The sequence below is a fragment of the Actinoplanes sp. NPDC051859 genome, from assembly GCF_044452725.1.
GTDB lineage: Bacteria > Actinomycetota > Actinomycetes > Mycobacteriales > Micromonosporaceae > Actinoplanes.
In genome coordinates, this window is sequence record NZ_JBITBX010000012.1 from 129,305 (window position 1) to 149,703 (window position 20,399).

General features: G+C 70.8%; 20 protein-coding genes. 18 read left to right on the forward strand and 2 right to left on the reverse strand.

Annotated features, from left to right (window positions below; all coding sequences use genetic code 11):
• Positions 1-106 precede the first annotated feature (106 nt).
• The 10 genes from ACIA1L_RS27185 (at position 107) to ACIA1L_RS27230 (ending at position 9,951) form a co-directional block, all read left to right on the forward strand.
• Entirely contained in the window at positions 107-1,039 is a 933-nt protein-coding gene (locus ACIA1L_RS27185) for a hypothetical protein (RefSeq protein ID WP_396075796.1), read from the forward strand.
• A complete protein-coding gene (locus ACIA1L_RS27190) occupies positions 1,036-2,019 on the forward strand; it encodes a hypothetical protein (RefSeq protein ID WP_396075797.1) in 984 nt (327 codons plus the stop codon). The genes ACIA1L_RS27185 and ACIA1L_RS27190 overlap by 4 nt, the downstream gene beginning before the upstream one ends.
• 122 nt (positions 2,020-2,141) lie before the next feature.
• A complete protein-coding gene (locus ACIA1L_RS27195; RefSeq protein WP_396075798.1) occupies positions 2,142-2,813 on the forward strand; it encodes a hypothetical protein in 672 nt (223 codons plus the stop codon).
• An 89-nt stretch (positions 2,814-2,902) separates the two neighbouring features.
• Entirely contained in the window at positions 2,903-4,705 is a 1,803-nt protein-coding gene (aspS, locus tag ACIA1L_RS27200; RefSeq protein ID WP_396075800.1) for an aspartate--tRNA ligase, read from the forward strand.
• A 51-nt stretch (positions 4,706-4,756) separates the two neighbouring features.
• The gene (locus tag ACIA1L_RS27205) at positions 4,757-5,251 is read left to right on the forward strand and encodes a GyrI-like domain-containing protein (protein ID WP_396075801.1); all 495 of its coding nucleotides are present in this window, start codon (positions 4,757-4,759) and stop codon (positions 5,249-5,251) included.
• A gap of 70 nt (positions 5,252-5,321) precedes the next feature.
• Positions 5,322-5,885: an ArsR/SmtB family transcription factor gene (locus ACIA1L_RS27210; RefSeq protein WP_396075802.1), complete on the forward strand. Its 564-nt coding sequence runs from the start codon at positions 5,322-5,324 to the stop codon at positions 5,883-5,885.
• Positions 5,882-7,156 carry an MFS transporter gene (locus tag ACIA1L_RS27215; RefSeq protein ID WP_396075803.1) on the forward strand — a complete coding sequence of 425 codons (1,275 nt, stop codon included), beginning with the start codon at positions 5,882-5,884 and terminating at the stop codon, positions 7,154-7,156. Before ACIA1L_RS27210 ends, ACIA1L_RS27215 begins: the two co-directional genes overlap by 4 nt.
• Before the next feature lie 71 nt (positions 7,157-7,227).
• Complete coding sequence (locus ACIA1L_RS27220) at positions 7,228-7,437, forward strand: hypothetical protein (RefSeq protein ID WP_396075804.1); 210 nt, start codon at positions 7,228-7,230, stop codon at positions 7,435-7,437.
• 74 nt (positions 7,438-7,511) lie between these two features.
• Entirely contained in the window at positions 7,512-8,951 is a 1,440-nt protein-coding gene (locus ACIA1L_RS27225; RefSeq protein WP_396075805.1) for a replication-associated recombination protein A, read from the forward strand.
• 613 nt (positions 8,952-9,564) lie between these two features.
• On the forward strand, positions 9,565-9,951 hold the full coding sequence (locus tag ACIA1L_RS27230) for a hypothetical protein (RefSeq protein WP_396075806.1): 387 nt from the start codon (positions 9,565-9,567) through the stop codon (positions 9,949-9,951).
• Positions 9,952-10,567: 616 nt separating this feature from the next.
• Here the strand turns inward: ACIA1L_RS27230 and ACIA1L_RS27235 are convergent.
• The gene (locus ACIA1L_RS27235) at positions 10,568-10,789 is read right to left on the reverse strand and encodes a hypothetical protein (protein WP_396075807.1); all 222 of its coding nucleotides are present in this window, start codon (positions 10,787-10,789) and stop codon (positions 10,568-10,570) included.
• 583 nt (positions 10,790-11,372) lie between these two features.
• On the opposite strand from ACIA1L_RS27235, the gene ACIA1L_RS27240 reads away from it, so the two are divergent.
• The 8 genes from ACIA1L_RS27240 to ACIA1L_RS27275 all read left to right on the forward strand — a co-directional run bounded on the left by ACIA1L_RS27240 (position 11,373) and on the right by ACIA1L_RS27275 (position 18,892).
• A complete protein-coding gene (locus ACIA1L_RS27240; protein WP_396075808.1) occupies positions 11,373-11,828 on the forward strand; it encodes a hypothetical protein in 456 nt (151 codons plus the stop codon).
• Positions 11,829-12,016: 188 nt separating this feature from the next.
• Positions 12,017-12,817 (forward strand): hypothetical protein, encoded by an 801-nt coding sequence (locus ACIA1L_RS27245; protein ID WP_396075809.1) that lies wholly within the window; start codon positions 12,017-12,019, stop codon positions 12,815-12,817.
• Between the two features lie 109 nt (positions 12,818-12,926).
• Positions 12,927-13,373 (forward strand): DUF948 domain-containing protein, encoded by a 447-nt coding sequence (locus tag ACIA1L_RS27250; RefSeq protein WP_396075810.1) that lies wholly within the window; start codon positions 12,927-12,929, stop codon positions 13,371-13,373.
• A gap of 29 nt (positions 13,374-13,402) precedes the next feature.
• The gene (locus ACIA1L_RS27255) at positions 13,403-13,678 is read left to right on the forward strand and encodes a hypothetical protein (RefSeq protein ID WP_396075811.1); all 276 of its coding nucleotides are present in this window, start codon (positions 13,403-13,405) and stop codon (positions 13,676-13,678) included.
• The gene (gene alaS / locus ACIA1L_RS27260; RefSeq protein WP_396075812.1) at positions 13,675-16,359 is read left to right on the forward strand and encodes an alanine--tRNA ligase; all 2,685 of its coding nucleotides are present in this window, start codon (positions 13,675-13,677) and stop codon (positions 16,357-16,359) included. Before ACIA1L_RS27255 ends, alaS begins: the two co-directional genes overlap by 4 nt.
• Before the next feature lie 16 nt (positions 16,360-16,375).
• A complete protein-coding gene (gene ruvX / locus ACIA1L_RS27265) occupies positions 16,376-16,837 on the forward strand; it encodes a Holliday junction resolvase RuvX (protein ID WP_396075813.1) in 462 nt (153 codons plus the stop codon).
• Positions 16,834-18,021 (forward strand): endolytic transglycosylase MltG, encoded by a 1,188-nt coding sequence (mltG, locus tag ACIA1L_RS27270; RefSeq protein WP_396075814.1) that lies wholly within the window; start codon positions 16,834-16,836, stop codon positions 18,019-18,021. Before ruvX ends, mltG begins: the two co-directional genes overlap by 4 nt.
• Positions 18,022-18,031: 10 nt before the next feature.
• Positions 18,032-18,892 (forward strand): shikimate dehydrogenase, encoded by an 861-nt coding sequence (locus tag ACIA1L_RS27275; protein ID WP_396075815.1) that lies wholly within the window; start codon positions 18,032-18,034, stop codon positions 18,890-18,892.
• A gap of 128 nt (positions 18,893-19,020) precedes the next feature.
• Here the strand turns inward: ACIA1L_RS27275 and ACIA1L_RS27280 are convergent, their stop codons facing one another.
• Positions 19,021-20,274 carry a Bcr/CflA family multidrug efflux MFS transporter gene (locus ACIA1L_RS27280; RefSeq protein ID WP_396075816.1) on the reverse strand — a complete coding sequence of 418 codons (1,254 nt, stop codon included), beginning with the start codon at positions 20,272-20,274 and terminating at the stop codon, positions 19,021-19,023.
• Positions 20,275-20,399 lie beyond the last annotated feature (125 nt).

Consider the following 20,399-nt stretch of genomic DNA (forward strand, 5'->3'; position numbering starts at 1 on the left):
CTGGCCTGCGCGATCGCGGGACACTTCCGTGGGATTGACCGGCCTCGGGGACGTCATAGGCTTTCCATAGCTTTTCGCCTGCTGCGTGAGGCTTTGAGGAGTTCGCGTGAGTTCTGCTGATCTTCGGAACGTGATCGTCGTCAGGCAGCGGGAGCTCGCCTCCCGCCACGAGGTGCTGGGCCGCGAAGGCCGCGACCCCGGCCGGTACGAGGACCTGCTCCTGCGGGTCTTCGACGCCACCAACGACCTCATGCGGGACCTGGACCGGCTGCAGGCCCGGACTGCCCGACGCCGCCGGCTCCTGGCCGCGGGGTGCGGCGGAATCGCGTTGGTCCTCGCGGTGCTGGTCGCCACAGCGGTGCTGCCGAGCTACGGGCTGATCGGGGCCGCGGTCGCGGTGGCCGCGGCGGTCGTGCTGGGACTGCTGGCCCGCGCTGCCGCACCGCCGGAACCCCCACCTCCGGGCTCAGCGGGACAGGTCGATCCGCTGCTCGGCGGCCCGGAGCCGGCCGACCCGGGCTTCGAAGCCCCGGCGCCGGGCAACGCGCCGGCCTCCGGGCCTCCGTCGCCGTCGCCGTCGCCCGGCCGATCCACGCCCGCCGCCGCCACGCCACCCGGTCGATCCACGCCGACTGCTGGCGCGTCGCCCGGCCCCGCTACGCCGACTGCTGGCGTATCACCCGGTCGACCATCGGCCGCTGCCGGTCCGTTTGGCCGCGCCGCACCCGCCAACGCGGCGCGGACGGCGCCGCAGGCAGCACCGGCGGCTCCGAGCGCCCGCCGGCAAGGCCGGGCCTCCGCCGCTCGGCCGGCAACACCGAAGGAAGCGGCAGCCGGGCAGGCGGGATCGCAGACTGTTTCCGCTCAGTCCACGCAGCCTCCCGCACGCAGCCAGAAGACCGTCTACATCCCGCAGCAGGTGCTCGAACGCCGGGACGCCGGGTCGAGGCCGGCCGGTGTCGGCGGGCGCCCGGCCCAGAAATCCCTGTCCGCCGAGGCGGACGCCGACCCCGGCGAATCCCGGAAGGCGGGCGCATGACCAGCACCGAGGCACCCACCGACCTCGCCCGCGTCGCCGACGCGCTGCGCAACGAGCTCAAGCGCAAACTCAACACCCTGCGCCTGCAACTGACCGAAGACCTGCGCGAGGTGGCGCGAGCGGACGAGGAACGAGCGCGGCAGCTGTCTCGCCGGCTTGACGAGTCCGACGATCGCGTTGCCCAACTCGCCGAACTGCACGACGAACTGCGGCACCAGGTCGAGGCGGAGCTGCGCGGCGCCCGGCAGGCCATCACCCGGCTGACCGGCGAGATCCACCTCATCGAAGGACGGCTGCGGCTGGAGCACGGGGTTCGCCCAGTCGACCTGGACGCGATCCCGCCGGACCTCGAAACGGTCGTCGCCGAGGTGCGGGCGGCCGAGGCAATCCGGTCCGGCATGCTCGACGACAAGACCCGCGAGGCGCATCACACGGTGCTGGACGCGTACGCGGAGCTGCGCCGGCTTGCCGCAGAAAGCCGGGCGCGCGCCCTGGATGCCAGTTCGGTCCTGGCTCGCGCGCGGTCCGGCCGGCGTGGTTTCCGTCGGGCAGCCTCCTCCTATCGGCACCACTGGCAGCGGCTCGGCGCCCAGAACGCGGAACTGGCCGCGACCCGAGACGCGGTCGCCGTCGCCGAGGCCGAGCTGGCCGCCGACATGCGACAGCAGAAGGAATTCCGTACGCATCGCGGCGCGGTCGCCGTCCCCGAACTCACCGCCGAGCTGCGCCGGCGCATCGAGGCCGCCGTGGAAACCCATGCGCTGTTCCCGTCGTGGTTCACGATCACCGAGCTCGGACATCGCCCCAGCGCCGCCCGCGCCGGCGCGTGGTGTGAGGTAGCCACGCGGGTCGCGCTCTACCGGATCACGTACGGGATCACCGACACCGTCTCCGCGCTGGGTGAGCAACCCGCAGGCGGACACCGCGCGCAGCGGTACGCCGAAGTGCGCGCCGCACTCGCCGAACTGGCCGCGGGATGAGCGTGCCCCCTTTGGGGGATGGGCGGCGCCAGGCCGTGATCTTAGGGTCGGTCAATGCCGGTCTGTGGCGGTTCGCCCCGATCACCGGTGCCCGCACGACGACCCTGCGAGCGGAGTCGCCCATGTCGGTTTTCCGTGGTTCGAACTCGTCCACCGCCTGGCCCGAGCAACCCGAGCCGATACCCGACGGCCCCACCGAACGCCTCGGCGGCGTTGACCCGGACCGGCTGTCCGCCCCGCCCCGGCGCGGCGCCATCCTCGCCGTGCTGCTCGCCATGCTGGCCTTGCTGGCCGCCGCCGGATCCGGCCTGCTCGCCTGGCGGGCCCTGGAACGCGCCGACCAGGCGTACGCCCGCCCACTGCCCGTCTCCCAGGCGACCACGGCAGCAGGTGGGTACGGCGAAGAGGTGCTCCGGATCCAGGCCGGCTGCACCGGGGTGACCTTCCTCGACCTGGACGAGCCGCGGGTCAACGCCGCCGGCCCGGTCAGCGACCTGCGCTACGACAGCCGCTGCGACGACGGGATCCCCCAGCTCACTCTGGCACCCGGAGCGCTGGGCGGCAGCGACGTGGGCGCCGTCGACGTCGACGGGCCGGGCTGCGCCAAAGCCGTCCGCACCAGCCCGCTGGGCGGCGGCCTGATCGTCCAGGTACGCACCGGGCTGGTCATGTGCGTACTCACCGGATCCGGGACCCCGCCCACCGCCGGTGTTCGCCTGGTCCGGGTCCGCGTGGACGAGGTGAAGCGGGACGGCACCGCCCGCCTCCGCGCGACCGCCTGGCCGGCCGGCTGACCGCGGGATCCGGGCCGGTGCCGGTGCCGCCGCGCGGGTGCTGACAGAATGTCGGGTGCGCCCTGTAACCCGTGTGAGGAGACGTTTCCGTGATCCGTACCCATGACGCCGGCAGCCTCCGGGCCGACCACGCCGGTCAGACGGTGACGCTCGCCGGGTGGGTGGCCCGCCGGCGCGACCACGGCGGCGTGATCTTCGTCGACCTCCGCGACTCCTCCGGCGTCGTGCAGGTCGTCTTCCGCGAGGAGGACGCGCACGCGCTGCGCAACGAGTTCTGCGTCAAGGTGACCGGCGAAGTCACCGCCCGCCCCGACGGCAACGAGAACCCGGAGCTTGCCACCGGCGCGATCGAGGTCAAGGTCAGCGAGCTGGTCGTCCTCTCCGAGGCCGCGCCGCTGCCGCTGCCCGTCGACGACAACATCGAAGCCGGCGACGACCTGCGCCTCAAGTACCGCTACCTCGACCTGCGTCGCTCCGGCCCGGCCAACGCCCTCAAACTGCGCAGCCGGGCCAACCAGATCGCCCGCGAAGTGCTGCACGCCCGGGACTTCAACGAGATCGAGACTCCCACGCTGACGCGGTCCACTCCCGAGGGTGCCCGCGACTTCCTGGTTCCCGTACGCCTCCAGCAAGGCACCTGGTACGCCCTGCCGCAGTCGCCGCAGCTGTTCAAGCAGCTCCTGATGGTCGCGGGCATGGAACGCTACTACCAGATCGCCCGCTGCTACCGCGACGAGGACTTCCGCGCCGACCGGCAGCCCGAGTTCACCCAGCTCGACATCGAGATGTCCTTCGTGACCCAGGAAGACATCATCGAGCTCGGTGAGGAGATCGTCACCAAGCTGTGGGGTGAGCTCGCCGACTACACCGTGCCCACCCCGATCCCGCGGATCACCTGGCACGACGCCATGAACCGGTACGGCTCCGACAAGCCCGACCTGCGCTACGGCGTCGAGCTGACCGAGCTGACCGACTACCTGAACGGCACCGAGTTCCGCGTCTTCGCCGGCGCCATCGCCGCAGGCGGCTACGTCGGCGCGGTCGTCATGCCCGGCGGCGCCGCACAGACCCGCAAGGAGCTCGACGGCTGGCAGGACTGGGCCAAGGCCCGCGGTGCCCGCGGTCTGGCGTACGTGGTCCTCGACGACTCCACCGGGGAGGCGCGCGGTCCCGTCGCCAAGAATCTGTCTCCGGAACACCTCTCCGGTCTCGCGGACGCCGTGGGCGCCAAGCCGGGCGACGCCATCTTCTTCGCGGCGGCCACCGAGCGCCGCGAAGCCCAGGAACTGCTCGGCGCGGCCCGCATCGAGATCGCCAAGCGCTCCGGCCTGATCGACGAGTCCGCCTGGGCGTTCTGCTGGGTCGTCGACGCGCCCATGTTCGAAAAGACGGACGAGGGCGGCTGGACGGCCGTGCACCACCCGTTCACCTCACCCAACGAGGACTGGCTCGGCCGCTTCGAGGAGGCGCCCGACCAGGCCCTCGCGTACGCGTACGACATCGTGGTCAACGGCAACGAAATCGGCGGCGGCAGCGTCCGTATCCACCAGGCCGACGTGCAGAGCCGGGTCTTCGCCCTGCTCGGCATCACGCCTGACGAAGCCCAGGACAAGTTCGGCTTCTTGCTGGAGGCCTTCAAGTACGGCCCGCCGCCGCACGCCGGCATCGCGCTCGGCTGGGACCGCACCTGCATGCTGCTCTCCGGCAACGAATCCATCCGTGAAGTCATCGCCTTCCCGAAGACCCGCGGCGGTTTCGACCCGCTGACCGGCGCCCCGACGCCGATCACCACCGAGCAGCGCAAGGAAGCCGGCATCGACGCCAAGCCGAAGGCAACCACCGGCACGCCCGGCACCGACGGTCAAGCCGTACCGGTGGAACGCTCCAACTGACGCGTGCGTGGTCCGGCGGCGTCGCCCCGCCGGACCCGGCATGATGGGCCGATGTTGGCTGAACCCACCATCGTCGAACGCGCCGAGCAGACCTACGTCGGACGGCGCGAGTCCATCACCATGACCGAGTTCGCCCAAGTGGCGGACCATCTGCCCACGATGTTCGACTGGCTGGGGGAGCGCGGCGTCACGCCGACCGGGGCGCCGTTCTTCCGGTACCGGGTCATCGACATGTCCGCCGAGTTGGTCGTCGACGCGGGAATCCCGGTAGCGGCGCCGATCGACGTCGAAGAACCCACGTTTGTCGACGTGCTGCCCGCCGGGCGGTACGCAACCGTCTCGCACATCGGCCACCCGGACGAGCTGATGGGGGTCACGGCAAACCTGCTCGACTGGGCGCAGCAGCGCGGACTGGAGTGGGACATGACGCCGACGCCCGAGGGTGAGGTGTGGGGCGCCCGGCTGGAGCTCCTGATGACCAACCCCGTCGAGGAGCCCGACATGCACAAGTGGGAAACGGTGCTGCTGTTCAAGCTGGCTGACTGAGCGGACGCTCTGCACAAAAATCTTGCATAAAAGCGTTGCACAATTTCTGTGCACAACTATTCTGCAATGTATGGCGCAGCGCGAAGTGCATCTCGACTCCCGGCAGATCAAGGTGCTTGCCCACCCCCTGCGGTTCCGGCTGCTGGGCCACCTGCGGATTGACGGCCCGGCAACCGCGACCCGGCTCGCCCAGGCGCTCGACACCAACACCGGGGCCACCAGCTACCACCTGCGGCAGCTCGCCGAGGTGGGGCTGGTCCTCGAGGAAGTCCGCCCCAGCACCGGCCGGGAGCGCTGGTGGCGGGCCGCGCACGACAGCTCCAGCTGGCAACGGGACAACTTCGCCGGCGACGCCGACGCCACCGCGGCAGCGGACTGGCTCGAGGGGTCCTGGCTGCGCAGCTTCGTGGAACGGGCCGAGGCCTGGCAGCGCGCCGAGGCGGCAGCGCCGCCCGAATGGCGGCAGGCCACCAGCTTCGCCGACTTCTGGCTCGACCTGTCGGCTGAGCAACTGGAAGCCCTGAACGCCGAGCTCTACGCCGTTCTCGAACGCTACCGGGCCGCCGGTGCGGGACCGGACGCCCGCCAGATCGCCTATTACCTGTACGGCCTGCCCAGAGTGGATCCCTCATGAGCGTCCTCACCACCGTCCAGGCCCAACGCCGCTTCCTGCTGCTCTGCGCCCTGCGCTGGCTACCGGTCGGCCTGATGATCCCGGTCATCGTGCTGCTCCCGTTGGAACGTGGCCTCACCCTCGCCCAGTACGGTTCCGCGGCAGCGCTGCAGGGCCTCACCGTCCTGCTGCTCGAACTGCCCACCGGCGGCCTGTCCGACGCCATGGGCCGCCGTCCGGTCCTGTTGCTCGCCGGAGCCGTCGACATCGCCGCCCTGTGCGTGCTGACCGTCGCCGACTCGATGCTGCTGTTCGTCGTCTTCTACCTGCTGCAGGGTGTCTACCGCGCCCTGGACAGCGGCCCGCTCGAATCCTGGTACGTCGACCAGTCCCTCGCCGCCGACGCCCAAGCCGACATCGAAACCGGTCTGAGCCGCAGCGGTGTGGTGGTCGGCGTCGCCATCGCCGGCGGGGCGCTGCTCACCGGTGGGCTGGTTGCGCTCGGCCCGTTCGGTAGTGTCACCGCGCTCAGCGCGCCCGTCTACGTCGCGCTCGGACTGCAGATCGTCTCGCTGGCGGCGGTGGCAACTCTGATGACCGAGCCTCGCGCCCGGCGCGGCGTGGGCGCCCTGGTCGCCTCGGTGCGCGGAGTGCCGGCGGCGATCGGGGGAGCGCTCGGGCTGCTGCGGCGGTCCCGCGTCATCGTCGCGCTCATCGCCGTGGAGATCTTCTGGGGATTCGGCATGATCTCCTTCGAGAGCCTGACGTCCGTACGCCTCGCCGACGTGCTCGGCGACCCCACTCAGGCCTCGGCGCTGATGGGGCCGGTCGGGTCGGCGGCCTGGCTGGCGTCGGCGGGCGGGGCGGCGCTGGTTCCCATCCTGGCGCGGCGGATCGGTGCGCCCTGGACCGGCTTCGCGCTGCGCATCGTGCAGGGGCTCACCGTCGCAGGAATGGCGCTGCTGGCCGGGCCGGCTGGTGTCATCGCCGCGTTCCTGCTCTGCTACGCCGTGCACGGCGCCGCCAACCCGGTGCACAGCGGGCTGCTGCATCGACAGGTCGACGGACCGTACCGGGCGAGCCTGCTGTCGCTGAACTCGATGGTGGCGCAGCCCGCCGGCGCTCTCGGCTTGGTGGTCCTCACGGCGATCGCCACCCAGGCCAGCCTGGTTGCCGCGCTATTGACCGGCGCCGTCGTGCTCGCCGCCGCCGCGCCGCTCTACCTGGTCGCGCGGCGGGGTGCACCCGAGACTGTCGCCGCCGGCGCACCGGAGGTGGTTCCGGCGCCGTAACAGCGGGGTTTGCGCGCGATCACCCCCGGGGTATCAGCACGCCAGCGCTCTCACCCCCCAGGAGGACCCCCATGCTCGCCATCGCCGCGGCCGTCGTTTTCGGTATCTGGCTGCTCATCGACCTGCTCGATGTCCAGACCACCGACCTCTTCAACTTCCCCACCTTCGCCTCCCTCGGCCTGCTGCTGCTCTCGCTCTACCTGGCCGGGGTCGGCAGCGGTCCGCGCTCCGGCTCGGGCAGCGGCCGCCGTTTCTACGGTCGTCGTCCCGGCCGCGGCTGAACCGCCCCGCGTTCCGGCCCGCCTGATTCGGTGCATTTCCGGCACCACCGGGCGGGCCGGTACTGTCGTTGCCGATGGAATTCGACGGACTCTTCCCCCTGACCGGCCCGGGCGGCCTGCGCGCCGCGGCACCGGGCGGCGCAGAGTCCGGCTTCACCCGGCCCGCCGCCGACTCGCCACTGCCCGTCCGGATGCGGCCTGCCGGCCTCGACGAACTGGTCGGCCAACAGCATCTGCTCGCGCCCGGCGCGCCGCTGCGCCAGCTCGTCACGGGCACCACCCCGATGTCGGTCATCCTCTGGGGCCCGCCCGGCACCGGCAAGACCACCATCGCGCACCTGGTCGCCGCGGCCACCGACCGGACGTTCGTTGCCATGTCTGCCCTGACCGCAGGCGTCAAAGACGTCCGAGCGGTCATCGACAAGGCCCGCCGCGAACGCCGCTCCGGCGGTTCACCCACCGTCCTGTTCATCGACGAGGTGCACCGCTTCAGCAAAACCCAGCAGGACTCGCTCCTCGCCGCCGTCGAGGACCGCACGGTGACACTGCTCGCGGCGACCACCGAGAACCCCTACTTTTCGGTCATCTCCCCACTGCTGTCCCGCTGCGTCCTGCTCACCCTGCGCGCCCTTGACGAAAGTGACGTCCGCGGCCTGCTGCGCCGCGCGGTCGCCGACGAGCGCGGCCTCGCTGCCGCGGTCACCCTTTCCTCCGAAGCAGAAGATCATCTGGTACGCCTGGCAAGCGGCGACGTCCGCAAAGCCCTCACCGCGCTGGAAGCCGCAGCCGGGTCCGCGGCCGCGCAAGGAGTCACCGAGATCGACCTCGCCACCGCCGAGAAAGCGGTCGATGTGGCCGCCGTCCGCTACGACCGTGACGGCGACGCCCACTACGACGTGACCAGCGCATTCATCAAGAGCATGCGCGGCTCCGACCCGGACGCGGCCCTGCACTACCTGGCCCGGATGCTGGTCGCCGGCGAGGACCCCCGGTTCATCGCCCGCCGCATTGTCATCTTCGCCAGCGAGGACGTGGGCATGGCCGACCCGCAGGCCCTCCTCGTCGCCACCGCCGCCGCCCAAGCCGTGCAGTCGGTCGGCCTGCCCGAAGCCCAGCTCAACCTGGCTCAGGCCGTCGTCCACCTCGCCACCGCCCCCAAATCCAACAGCGTCACCACCGCCATCGGCGCGGCCATCGCCGACATCCGCGCCGGCCGCGGCGGCGCCGTCCCCGCCCACCTGCGCGACGCCCACTACCCCGGATCACGTGGTCTCGGTCACGGTAAGGGCTACCGCTACCCACACGACGACCCCAAGGGTGTTGTGAGGCAGCAATACGTACCGGATGATCTGATCGGCGCGGAGTACTACACCCCGACCGACCACGGCGCCGAACGCGCGGTGGCAGACCGCTTGCCCCGGTTGCGCAGAATCGTCCGGGGAACCAGCCCGGCCGCCCAGCCGGCCCCGCAACGTGACGACAGCGGCACAGCCGCCGGAAAGGACCAGCCGTGAGCAGGCGCGGTGCCGACAGGCCCGACGACTTCGACGACCAGCGCAGCGAGCCGACCGGCCGCGGCCGCCGGCTGTTCGGTCGCGGCCGTCCGGAGCCGGTCGAGCCCGACGAGGTCCCCAGCGAAGAAACCGGCTGGCTCGACGACCTCCGCACCGCCAAAGAAGAAGGCGCCGCGATCGGCCCCGGCACTGCCCCCGGCGAGGCCCGCACGAGCAAGAGCGGTCGGCGTGCCCCCGGCCCCGACGACGCCGAGTCCCTCCCACCCCTCCCGTCATCCGCACCCCGGTCCCCAGCGGCGCCGGCCGCCCCCGAATCCCGCACTTCTTCCCGGCGTACGGCGGCTCACTCGCCGTCGCCTGCGGCACCCACGTCGCCGTCTCCTTCAGCACCTACGTCGCCGGCACCCCGGCGCCCTGCGGACTCGACGCCCTCTGCCGTACCCCCCGCGCCAACGCGGCGGCGTGCTGCCGCCCCGCCGCAGCAGCCCCCCGCGGCCGCGCCGCGTCCCTCCGCCGGCCCGCCCGTCGCAGGCCAGCGCCACCCATCCGACGCAACCGAACCTCGTCGGGGGCGCCGCGGCCCCGAACCCACCGCTGACGCACGGCCCCAGTCATGGCCGCCGCGTTCTCCCGCCACGCCCACCTCAGACGCCCAACCGGCTGCCGCTCCCACCTCCGGCGCACGGCCTCCCGCGGCACCCATTTCCGGGGCGCGGCCCCCGGCCGGGCCGTTGTCCCGAGCGCAAGCGCCGGGGACGCCTTCACCCGGGATGCGCCCTCCGGCTTCGCCTACCTCTGGCGCGCGGCCCCTGGCCTCTGGCGCGCGGCCCCCGGCTTCGTCCGCCTCAGGTGCGCGGCCGTCGACGACGCCTCCTGGCGGGACGCGGCCTGCGACGACGCCTCCTGGCGGGATGCGGCCTGCGACGACGCCTCCTGGCGGGATGCGGCCTTCGGGTTCGCCGACCTCTGGCGCGCGCTCGTCGGCTCCGCCTTCGTCTGAGATGCGGCCTTCGGCAGAGCCACCAGCTGGAGCGTGGCCGCCGGTGCCTGCCTCGGGTAATGCGCCAGAGCTTCCTGGTGCAGCCCAGCCGATCTCGCCTGGCCGTTCCCCGGGCAGTCCGGGCTCGCCAGGCCGACCGGTAGGCGGCCAAGGCGCCTCCGGTCGATCGGCCACCGGTCCGAATGAGGTGGGACCGCAAGGCCGCCAGCGTCGGCGCAGCGCGCCCGGTCAACCCGGACAGGTAACACCTGGCGCTCCCAGTAACCCGGCACCCGACCAGCCGGTTCGTGGCGGGAACCTGCCTGGGGCCGATCGCGCGCCCGGTCTTGGTCGCCGGCCGCTTGCCGGTGACTCAAGCTCTGCAGGTCACTCTTCTGCCGGTGTATCACGGTCTGCGGGCCGCCTGCCCGCGGGTGATCCGCGGTCTGCGGGGCGCCCGCCCGCAAGCGACTCTCCATTAGCGGGCCGCTCATCCGCGGGTGGTCCTCCATCCGTCGGCCGTCCGCCCGCTGGTGGTCCTCCGTCCGCAGGTCACACTCGCGCCGCGGGCGGACCGCCTGCCGGTGGCCGACACGGCGACTCCACCGAACTGGACCTGGGCGGTCGCCACGGCTGGTCAGATCGGCAGGAAGAGTCCGGCCGGCACGGTAGCGCTGAGCAGGACCATGGTCGTGACGGTGGCCGGCACGGTAGGCCCCATGGCGACGGCAACCGCCGCGGTGTGTCGGACCAGGATGCTGGCCGTCATGGTCCGCGGGGCCAGGAAGCAGCACGCCATGGCGGGGCGGAGCAAAGCGCCGGTCGGCATGGCAGCCCGGATCCGGCGGCCGGTCGTCATACTCCGGCGGATCCGTCCGCCAGTCGGCGTAGCTCAGCCGCAGATGCCGGGCCGTCACGGGCCGGTGCAGCTGTCGTGCCCCCCGTGGTTCCTGGTCGTCAAGGTGTCCGTACCCCGCCTGTGCCCGGCCGTGCCGGGGCAATGGCCGGCAGCACTTCCGGAGTGATCGGCCACCCTGCACGTGACGGCCAGCCGGGCGGTCGCCCCGCGGGCACCGCACCTGGTGGGCCGGGAGGTACGCCACATTCGGAGCAAGGCCAGCGGACGGGTGCCGGACGACCGGTCTCGCCCGCTCATGGGCAGCCGCTTCAGGAGCGCTCTGCTCGAGGCCAGGCCGGGTCCGGTAAGGCTGGGCCAGGACATGCATCCGGGGCTACGCCGCAACCAGTACCACCGCAGTCGGCGCACAGTCAGGAAGGCCTGCCGGCTCATAGCGCGCGTGTTCAACAACCCGGCCAGGACCAGCGAGCGCCGAGCCAGCCCGGCCATCGTCAGCAGGGCCTGGGCCAGCAGGGTCGGGGCCAAGAGAGTCTGGGCCAGGCAGGGCCGGGTCATGCGGGGCCGGGTCAGCAAGGTCTAGGTCATGCGGGGCCGGGCCAGCAAGGTCTGGGTCAAGCGGGGCCGGGCCAGCAAGGTTCGGGTCAAACTGGACAGCGTCAGCGAGGGCCGGTTCAGCCTGCGCAGCCTCAGCAGGTGTCAGGCCAGCGGCAGCCGGGTCTGCGGCCTGAGGAAAGCCAGGGAGGTCCGAGCCAGTCTGGTCGAGGCCGGTCTGGCGCCGCAGCTGGTCATGCGAGTGCCGATTCGGTCGAAGGGCCGGCGCGCAGTGGACCGCAACTGCCAGAGCGGGCCCGCGGGGGTCGTGCTGCGGCCGGCATGGCTGCGAGCGGGCGGGGTGCTGCCAGCCGGCCTGGCACGACGACCGGCGGTGTTGCCGGGAGTGCCCGCGTCGCTGGTGCGGCCGCCGTACCGGGAAGCGCGGTTGCCGGGAACGCCGCGGCAGAAAACGCTGCTAGGAACGCTCCCGGACACACTTCCATGAGAAACGCCGCAGCGACGGGCCAGGCAGCAACAGGCAGTGCCGCGATTGGTAGCGCCAGCACTGGCAGCGTCGCGGCGGGCGATGGTGTGGCAGGGACCGCTACCACCGGCCACGGCGCGACGGGCAAGACCGGGAAGGCTTCCGTCGGGAGCAACCGCGCTGGTCGTGCGGCCGCGGGGAGTTCTTCGGTGGCAGGACCTTCGGGCCCCGAGGGGGAGCGAGCGGTCGGGCCGGCGGCGACGTCGGTCCGGGTACGGGCGGCCGCGGGTCCGGCCGACGTCGACGGCGCGGAGTCCGGGGGACCGCTGGGGAGTTTGCGGGGTGCCCGGTCGGAGCTGCGGAACCAGATGCGGGCCAAACGGCGCCTGCGGGTGGTGACCTTGCTCTCGTTGAGCGTGCTCGTGTTGGGCCTGCTGCCGTTGGTGTTCGGCGTACGGTCCGCTTTCCAGGATCCGGTGTTCCAGTCACTCGACGCGTTGCAGGTGCCGGGGTGGGCGGGGCGGGACGTCGATGACCAGAGTGACGGCAGTCGATGGTGTTTCCTGGATTGCCGGTTCCGGGAGCGCACTGCGCAGTCTGAGCGGCCGTTCGAGGAGACGAGCCAGACCTACGCTGCCGCGTTGCAGTCGGCGGGTTGGAAGGCGCGTGCCGGACAGTGCACGGATCAGCCCGGCATGCAGGGGAAGTACACCTGCTGGACCCGGGATGAGTTCACTCTGGACCTGTATGTCCGGCAGCCCGAGTGCGCGGTCGACGCCGTGGCGAAACGGGATCCTGCGGTGGTGCCGTCGACCGGCCCGGATGGGACCGTGGTGACGCCCGATCCGGCGAAATGTGTCGGCTCGACCGTGACGATCAAGGTGCAGAACGCGGTGACTGACGTCCGGGGACGGACGGAGCCGGCGGTGGATCCGTCGCTGATCGGCGAGACACCGGACCCCGTGTTGACGAACGACCCGCTGCTCACCCCGTCGCCCGCGGCCTCCTGACACCACGGCGCAGCGGGCACCGAGGCGTCGTGACGCGGACCGCAGTGACGGACGGTAGGGTCTGCACGTTGTCACGCTTAGCGGTCCGTCGGTAGAGGAGACGCGTGTAATGAACGCCGGAGAAATTGCAGGCCTGATCGCGGCGGGCGCGTTCCTGATGCTCGTGTTGGTGCTTGCTGTGCCGATTCTCAAGCTCCGGCACACCGTGGACGCGGCCACGCAGGCCATCAACGATCTGAACGACCGGACCGGCCCGCTGCTCGGCGGGGTTACCGAGACGGTGGAGAATGTCAACACCGCGCTGGGCCAGGTGCAGGTCTCTTTGGACGGTGTGAACGTCCAGCTCGCCAAGGTCGACACGATGACCGAGCACGCGCAGAACGTCACGGCGAACGTTGCCAACCTGGTCACCGTCGTGTCTGCCGCCGCCGCGAATCCGCTGGTCAAGGTCGCCTCGTTTGGGTACGGGTTGCGTAAGGCCGCCGCCGCGCGCCGGCACGCCGAAGAGGAGCGCGACATCCGCGCCACGCTGAAGCAGCGCCGCAAGTCCCGCTGACGCTGAAGAACGAAACCGGAGAGAGTCCCATGAAGCGGTTGCTCTGGCTGGGCGTGGGCCTGGCTGTCGGTGCCATCATCGTGCGCAAGGCTACGCAGAAGGCCAACGAGTTCACCCCGTCGGGCATCGCCACCTCGTTGTCGGAATCCGCTGGCGGCCTCGTCGAGTCGCTGCGTAGCTTCGTGGACGACGTCCGCGTGGGGATGGCCGAGCGTGAGCAGGAGATCCACGCGGCGTTCGCTGCGGGTGAGCTCTACGAGGACAAGTTCGCGGAGCTGCGCGACGACGAGGGGGATCGGCGATGAAGACAGCGGAGATCAAGCGGCGTTTCCTGGCGCATTTCGAGGCGAACGGGCACACGGTTGTCCCGAGCGCTCCGCTGCCGGCTATCGACGACCCGAACCTGCTGTTCATCAACGCGGGCATGGTCCAGTTTGTGCCGTTTTTCCTGGGTCAGCGCACCCCGCCGTACCGCACGGCAGTGTCGGTGCAGAAGTGCATCCGGACGCCGGACATCGACGAGGTCGGCAAGACCAGTCGGCACGGCACGTTCTTCCAGATGAACGGCAACTTCTCGTTCGGCGACTACTTCAAGGCCGGGGCGGTCAAGCTCGCCTGGGAGCTGTCGACCAGGTCGGTGGCGGACGGCGGTTTCGGGCTGGACGCGGACCGGATCTGGCCGACGGTCTACCTGGACGACGACGAGGCGTACGAGCTGTGGCGCGGCATCGGCGTCCCCACCGAGCACATCGTGCGCCGCGGCAAGAAGGACAACTACTGGCACATGGGCATCCCCGGTCCGGCGGGCCCGTGCTCAGAGCTGTTCTACGACCGTGGCCCGGCGTACGGCCGCGAGGGTGGTCCGGAGGTCGACGAGGACCGCTACCTGGAGTTCTGGAACCTGGTCTTCATGCAGGTGGAAATCACCAACGTGAAGAGCAAGGAAGACTTCACCATCGTCGGTGACCTGCCCGCGCAGAACATTGACACGGGCATGGGCCTGGAGCGCATCGCGTCGATCCTGCAGGGCGTCGACAACCTGTACGAGATCGACGAGGTCCGCCCGATCCTGGCGCGTGCGGCGGAGCTGACCGGCAAGGAGTACGGCAAGCAGTCCGGCCAGGCCGCCTCCGAGAGCCACCCCGACGACGTCCGCCTCCGCGTGATCGCCGACCACGTCCGCACCTCGCTGATGCTGATCGGTGACGGCGTGGTGCCGTCGAACGAGGGCCGCGGCTACGTGCTGCGCCGGATCATGCGGCGGGCGATCCGGGCGATGCGGCTGCTGGGCTGGCAGGACAAGGCGCTGCCCGAGCTGCTGCCGATCGCGCGCGACTGCATGGCGCCGTCCTACCCGGAGCTGGCGCAGGAGTTCGAGCGGATCTCCACGTACGCGTACGCGGAGGAGGACGCGTTCCTCTCGACGTTGCGTTCGGGCACGACGATCCTCGACACGGCGATCACGGACACTCGGGCGAAGGGCGGCAAGGCGCTGTCCGGCGCGCAGGCGTTCCAGCTGCACGACACGTACGGTTTCCCGATCGACCTGACCCTGGAGATCGCGGCGGAGCAGGGCCTGTCCGTCGACCAGGAGGGTTTCCGCCGGTTGATGGCGGACCAGCGGTCCCGTGCGAAGGCGGACGCCGCCGCGCGCAAGACGGGCCATGCGGACCTGTCGTCCTACCGGTCGGTGCTGGACGATGGTGGTCCGATCGAGTTCACCGGCTACGCCGAGGTGTCTCGGGAGTCGCGAGTGCGGGCGCTGCTCGGCTCCGGCGGCACGCGGGTCGAGGCGGCGGGTGAGGGCGAGTACGTCGAGCTGGTCCTGGACAGCACCCCGTTCTATGCCGAGGGCGGCGGCCAGCAGGCGGACACCGGCCTGATCAACGTCGGTGGCGGCCAGGTCGAGATCGTCGACGTGCAGCAGCCGGTGCCGGGCCTGATCGTGCACAAGGCGCGGGTGGTCCGGGGCGAGGTGCGCGCGGGTGAGGCCGGCTTCGCGGAGATCGACGTGACCCGCCGCAAGGCGATCTCGCGGTCGCACACCGCGACCCACCTGATCCACCAGACGATGCGCGCGTTCCTCGGGGAGTCGGCGACCCAGGCGGGTTCGCTGAACGCCCCGGGCCGGCTGCGGTTCGACTTCAACACCCCGGGCGCGGTGCAGCCGAGTGTGCTGCACGACGTGGAGCAGCAGGTCAATGAGGTGCTGCTGCGCGACCTCGAAGTGCACGCGTTCATCACCTCGCAGGAAGAAGCGCGCCGGCTCGGCGCGATGGCCCTGTTCGGGGAAAAGTACGGCGACGAGGTTCGCGTGGTGGAGGTCGGCGACTACGCCCGTGAACTCTGTGGCGGCACGCATGTGGCTCGCTCGGGCCAGCTGGGCCTGGTGAAGATCCTCACCGAGTCGTCGATCGGCTCGGGTGTCCGCCGGGTCGAGGCGCTGGTGGGCATCGACGCGTTCGGCTTCCTGGCGAAGGAGCACCTGCTGGTGTCCCGGATCGCGGAGCTGTTCCGGGTGCCCGGCGATCAGGTGGCGGACCGGGTCGAGCAGACCGTGACGGCGCTGCGTGATGCCGAGAAGGAGCTGGAGAAGATGCGCGCCCAGATGGTGCTGGGTGGTGCGGGTGCGCTGGCTGCGCAGGCCCGGGACTTGCGGGGTGTGGCGTTCGTCGGTGCCGAGGCGCCCGAGGGCGCGGCGGCCAACGATGTGCGTACGCTGGCGCAGGAAATTCGCGGGAAGATCGACGCCGGCCGGCCCGCCGTGGTCGCGGTCGCGGCCCGGACCAACGGCAAGGCGTCGCTGATCGTGGCGCTCAACGCGGTAGCCAAGGACCGCGGCCTGTCCGCGGCCGACCTGGTCAAGGGCGCGTTGTCCGGCCGGGGTGGCGGTAACGCCGACCTGGCGCAGGGTGGCGGAGTGCCCGCGGACCAGGTTCCGGCGCTGCTGGCGGCGGTCGAGAAGGCGGTCGGTGACGCCGCCTGAAGGGACGGGTGGCGCCATGTTCGCACTGCCGCGGGGTAGGCGGCTGGGCGTCGATGTCGGTAAGGTGCGCGTCGGGGTCGCACTCTGTGACCCCGACGGGATCCTCGCCACCCCCCTGGTAACGGTCTCCCGTGACATGGCGGCGGCGCCCGATGCCGTCCCTAGCGACATCGCCGAGCTCGTCCGCCTCGTGGGGGAGCACGAGGTGGTGCAGATCGTGGTGGGACTCCCGGTACGCCTGAATGGTGCCGAGGGACCTGCCGCCGCGGACATCCGCGCGTACTCACTGCGACTCGAACAGGCGGTTGGGCCGGTTCCGGTCGTGCTGGCGGACGAACGGATGTCGACCGTGGTGGCGACCCGTAGGCTTGCCGAGCGAGGAGTTCGGGGTAAGCGGCAACGGGCGGTCGTCGATCAGGCGGCTGCGGTGGAGATCCTGCAGAGCTGGCTGGACGCACAGCGGAGGCAGACGAGATGATCGACGAGCTGGACCTGGCGTTCGACGAACAGGTCGAACGTGGGAAACCCCGTCACCGGCGGGGTTCTCGCGGCGCCCAGGGCGGCAAGGGCAGGTCCACCGTCGCGTTTCTGATGGTGTTCGTGTTGCTCGGTGTGCTGGGCGTGGGCGGCTATCTCGGCTTCGAGAAGGTCAAGGGTTTCTTCACTGCCGCCGATTACGACGGTGCAGGCTCGGGCGAGGTGGAAGTCACCCTCCCCGAGGGGTCGTCGCTGACCGAGATCGGCAACAAGCTCGCCGAGGCCGACGTGGTGAAGAGCCCGGCTGCGTTCATCGATGCGGCCGAGGCGAACCCGCGCGGCAAGAACATCCAGCCGGGCACCTACAAGATGCGCGAACAGATGTCCGCCGAGAACGCCGTCACGATGTTGCTGGACCCGAAGACCCGCATCACCAACGGCGTGACCATTCCCGAGGGAAAGACTTCGGTCGAGATCTATGCGGTCCTGTCGAAGGCGACCGGCGTGCCGGTCAAGGACTTCCAGGAGGCGGCCAAGGACCCCGAGGCCTTGGGCGTGCCGGATTTCTGGTTCAACCGTACGGACGAGCAGAAGGTCACCAAGTCGATCGAGGGTTTCCTCTTCCCGGACACCTACGAGTTTCCGCCGAAGGGCACCGCGAGCGATTACCTGAAGCTGATGGTGAAGCACTTCCTGTCGGTGGCGCAGGAAGTCGACTTCGTGAAGAAGTCGGAGAACGACCGGCGCATCAGCCCGTACGAGGTGTTGACCGTGGCGTCGCTGTCGCAGGCCGAGGCGGGTAACGCGGAGGACCTCGGCAAGGTGTCCCGGGTGGCGTACAACCGGCTCTATGGCACCGAGTTCCACTGCAAGTGCCTGGAGTTCGACGTCGGCATCAACTACTACTACCGGATTACCGGCAAGCCGACGAAGTCGTCCGGTCAGATGACGACGGCCGAGCTGCGCGACCCGAAGAACCCGTATCGCCTGCATGGTAAGGACGGTTTGACGCCTACGCCGATCAACAACCCCGGCAAGGCCGCGTTGGAAAGCGCGGTCGCGCCACCGAAGGGTGATTGGCTGTACTTCGTCGCGATCGACAAGCAGGGGCATTCGGCGTTCACCGCGGATTACAACCAGCATTTAGCCAACATCGAGAAGGCCAAGAAGAACGGCGTCCTCTAGGGTCGGTCCCGTGCCTTCGAATTCCGGCCGCCGGGCGGCTGTCTGCGGCAAGCCGATTGTTCACTCACTGTCGCCGGTCGTTCACGCGGCGGGGTTCGCCGCCACGGGACTGCTCGATTGGACGTACACGGCGATGGAGTGCGCCGAGTCCGAGCTGGCTGACCGGGTCGCCAGCCTGGGCCCGGAATGGGCTGGCTTGTCCCTGACCATGCCGCTCAAGGAAGCGGCCTTGACGGTAGCCGCGGCCGCGTCGCCGGTCGCGGTCGCGACCGGCGCGGCAAACACTCTGGTACGCCGGGACGACGGCACCTGGTTCGCCGACAACACCGACGTCCCCGGCATGGTCCGGGTGCTCCGCGACGCGGGTGTGGCCGGAGGCTCATCCCATCAGCAGCAGGGCGTTCCGTCAGTGGCCGTGCTGGGGGGCGGTGGCACGGCCCGAGCGGCGTTGGCCGCCGCGGCCGAGCTCGGCGCCGCCGAGGTGACGGTGGTTACCCGTCGCCGTGAGGCGCTTGCCGAGTTGGCTCCGGCCGCCGCCGCGTTGGGCGTAACGATCGTCGGAATGGGCTGGCCGGACGCTGCTGCGGCCTTCGGCGCCGATGCGGTCATCTCGACCGTGCCGAAGGGGGCCGCCGATCATCTCGCCTTGCAGGTGCACTGGCGGCCCGGCACGGTGCTCTTCGACGCGATCTACGACCCGTGGCCAACCCCGCTCGCCGCCTCGGCGATCACGCACGGCGTTCGAGTGGTGTCCGGCCTCGATCTGCTGCTCGCCCAGGCGATCGGCCAGTTCGAGCTGTTCACCGGCATCTCCCCAGCCCCGGAGGCCGCCATGCGCGAAGCCCTGCTCGCCGCAGCGGCCGTGCGTTGACGAATGGCGCTGCGGCCGCCGTGCGTTGACGAATGGCGCTGCGGCCGCCGTGCGTTGACGAATGGCGCTGCGGCTGCCGTGCGCTGACGTAGGGCGCCACGGCCGCCCGGGTGTTGCGCAGCGAGCAGCTACGTCGTCCGGCGGGATTGGACGGTGAGCAGCAGCATTGCCAGGAGAGCGGCCACGGCGAAGGTGAGCACGGCCGCAGCCATCGGCACGCCTTTACCCGGATCGCTCAGGCCGACGAGCGGCGCCGCCAGCGCGGCGATCACTGACTGGATGCCGCCCATGACCGCCGCGGCGGTTCCGGCCCGGTCAGGGTGCCGGTCCAGGGCCAGCGCGGTCGCGTTCGGCATCACCATGCCGATCACACCGACCATCACGAACAGGCCTGCGGCCAGGGCGATCAGCGCGCCGAGCAAGGCCGCCACCAGCACCAGGACACCGGCAAGGGCTTGCGTGACCAGGGCGGTGCGGAGCAGCCCGCGGGGTGCGAACCGGTCCAGGAGGCGGCCGTTCGCCTGACTCAGCCCGATCAGGGCGCAGGCGTTCACTCCGAACAGGACGCTGAACAGCGTCGGCGACATGCCGTACCCGTCCTGGAAGACGAACGGCGAGCCGGAGAGGTAGCTGAACATGGCCGCGAAGACGAAGGACTGGGCGAGTGTGTAGCCCACGTACACCCGGTCGGCGAGCAGCGAGCGGGCGGTACGGGCGGTGTCGCGCAGACCACCGGGACTGCGTCGGTCCTCGGGCAGTGTCTCCGGCATTCGCCACGCGAGCAGCGCGGTCAGCAGGGCGGCGATGACGCCGAGCACGACGAAGATGCCGTGCCAGGACGTGACCTTCAGCACTGCGCTGCCCAGCAGCGGCGCTGCGATCGGTGCCACCCCGAAGATCAGGGTGAGCTGCGAGAAGAACTTCGCCGCTTCGACTCCGGAGTAGAGGTCGCGGACGATGGCGCGTGCGACGACCACACCGACTCCGCCGGCGAATCCCTGCAACAGTCGCGTGCCGGCAAGCAGGGGCGCACTCGGCGCCAGCGCGCAGAGCAGGGAGCAGACCGCATAGGCCCCCACTCCCAGCAGCATCGGCCGGCGTCGTCCCCACCGGTCGCTGAGTGGGCCGCAGACGAGTTGTCCCAGCGCCAGGCCGATGAGGCAGGTCGTGAGCGACAGCTGCACCGAGGTGGGCTGCACGTGTAGGTCGGCGGCGATGGCGGGGAAGGCGGGCAGGTACATGTCGAGCGAGAGCGGCCCGATCGCGGTGACGAGCCCGAGCATGACCACCAGCAGCGGGCCGTGCGGCGCCCGGGTGGTGCCGGGGCTCGGCGCCGGGGAATTCTGCGCGGGGGAGTTCGGTGCGGTGGGCTGCGGAGACACCCGAGGAAGATACCTCTGACTTTTCGTCCTGCAGGCCCAGATGGTCCGGAAGGCAGGCCCAGATGGTCCGGAAGGCAGGCCCAGATGGTCCGGAAGGTAGGACTGCCCCGGGCTCGCGGCGGCTG

Bases quoted from the DNA above. Each gene is read 5' to 3' on its own strand.
- ACIA1L_RS27190 (WP_396075797.1), top strand. From the start codon at position 1,036: ATGACCAGCACCGAGGCACCCACCGACCTCGCCCGCGTCGCCGACGCG.
- ACIA1L_RS27195 (WP_396075798.1), top strand. From the start codon at position 2,142: ATGTCGGTTTTCCGTGGTTCGAACTCGTCCACCGCCTGGCCCGAGCAA.
- ACIA1L_RS27205 (WP_396075801.1), top strand. From the start codon at position 4,757: ATGTTGGCTGAACCCACCATCGTCGAACGCGCCGAGCAGACCTACGTC.
- ACIA1L_RS27210 (WP_396075802.1), top strand. From the start codon at position 5,322: ATGGCGCAGCGCGAAGTGCATCTCGACTCCCGGCAGATCAAGGTGCTT.
- ACIA1L_RS27215 (WP_396075803.1), top strand. From the start codon at position 5,882: ATGAGCGTCCTCACCACCGTCCAGGCCCAACGCCGCTTCCTGCTGCTC.
- ACIA1L_RS27220 (WP_396075804.1), top strand. From the start codon at position 7,228: ATGCTCGCCATCGCCGCGGCCGTCGTTTTCGGTATCTGGCTGCTCATC.
- ACIA1L_RS27225 (WP_396075805.1), top strand. From the start codon at position 7,512: ATGGAATTCGACGGACTCTTCCCCCTGACCGGCCCGGGCGGCCTGCGC.
- ACIA1L_RS27230 (WP_396075806.1), top strand. From the start codon at position 9,565: ATGGCCGCCGCGTTCTCCCGCCACGCCCACCTCAGACGCCCAACCGGC.
- ACIA1L_RS27235 (WP_396075807.1), bottom strand. From the start codon at position 10,789: ATGACGACCGGCCGCCGGATCCGGGCTGCCATGCCGACCGGCGCTTTG.
- ACIA1L_RS27240 (WP_396075808.1), top strand. From the start codon at position 11,373: ATGCGGGGCCGGGCCAGCAAGGTCTGGGTCAAGCGGGGCCGGGCCAGC.
- ACIA1L_RS27250 (WP_396075810.1), top strand. From the start codon at position 12,927: ATGAACGCCGGAGAAATTGCAGGCCTGATCGCGGCGGGCGCGTTCCTG.
- ACIA1L_RS27255 (WP_396075811.1), top strand. From the start codon at position 13,403: ATGAAGCGGTTGCTCTGGCTGGGCGTGGGCCTGGCTGTCGGTGCCATC.
- alaS (WP_396075812.1), top strand. From the start codon at position 13,675: ATGAAGACAGCGGAGATCAAGCGGCGTTTCCTGGCGCATTTCGAGGCG.
- ruvX (WP_396075813.1), top strand. From the start codon at position 16,376: ATGTTCGCACTGCCGCGGGGTAGGCGGCTGGGCGTCGATGTCGGTAAG.
- mltG (WP_396075814.1), top strand. From the start codon at position 16,834: ATGATCGACGAGCTGGACCTGGCGTTCGACGAACAGGTCGAACGTGGG.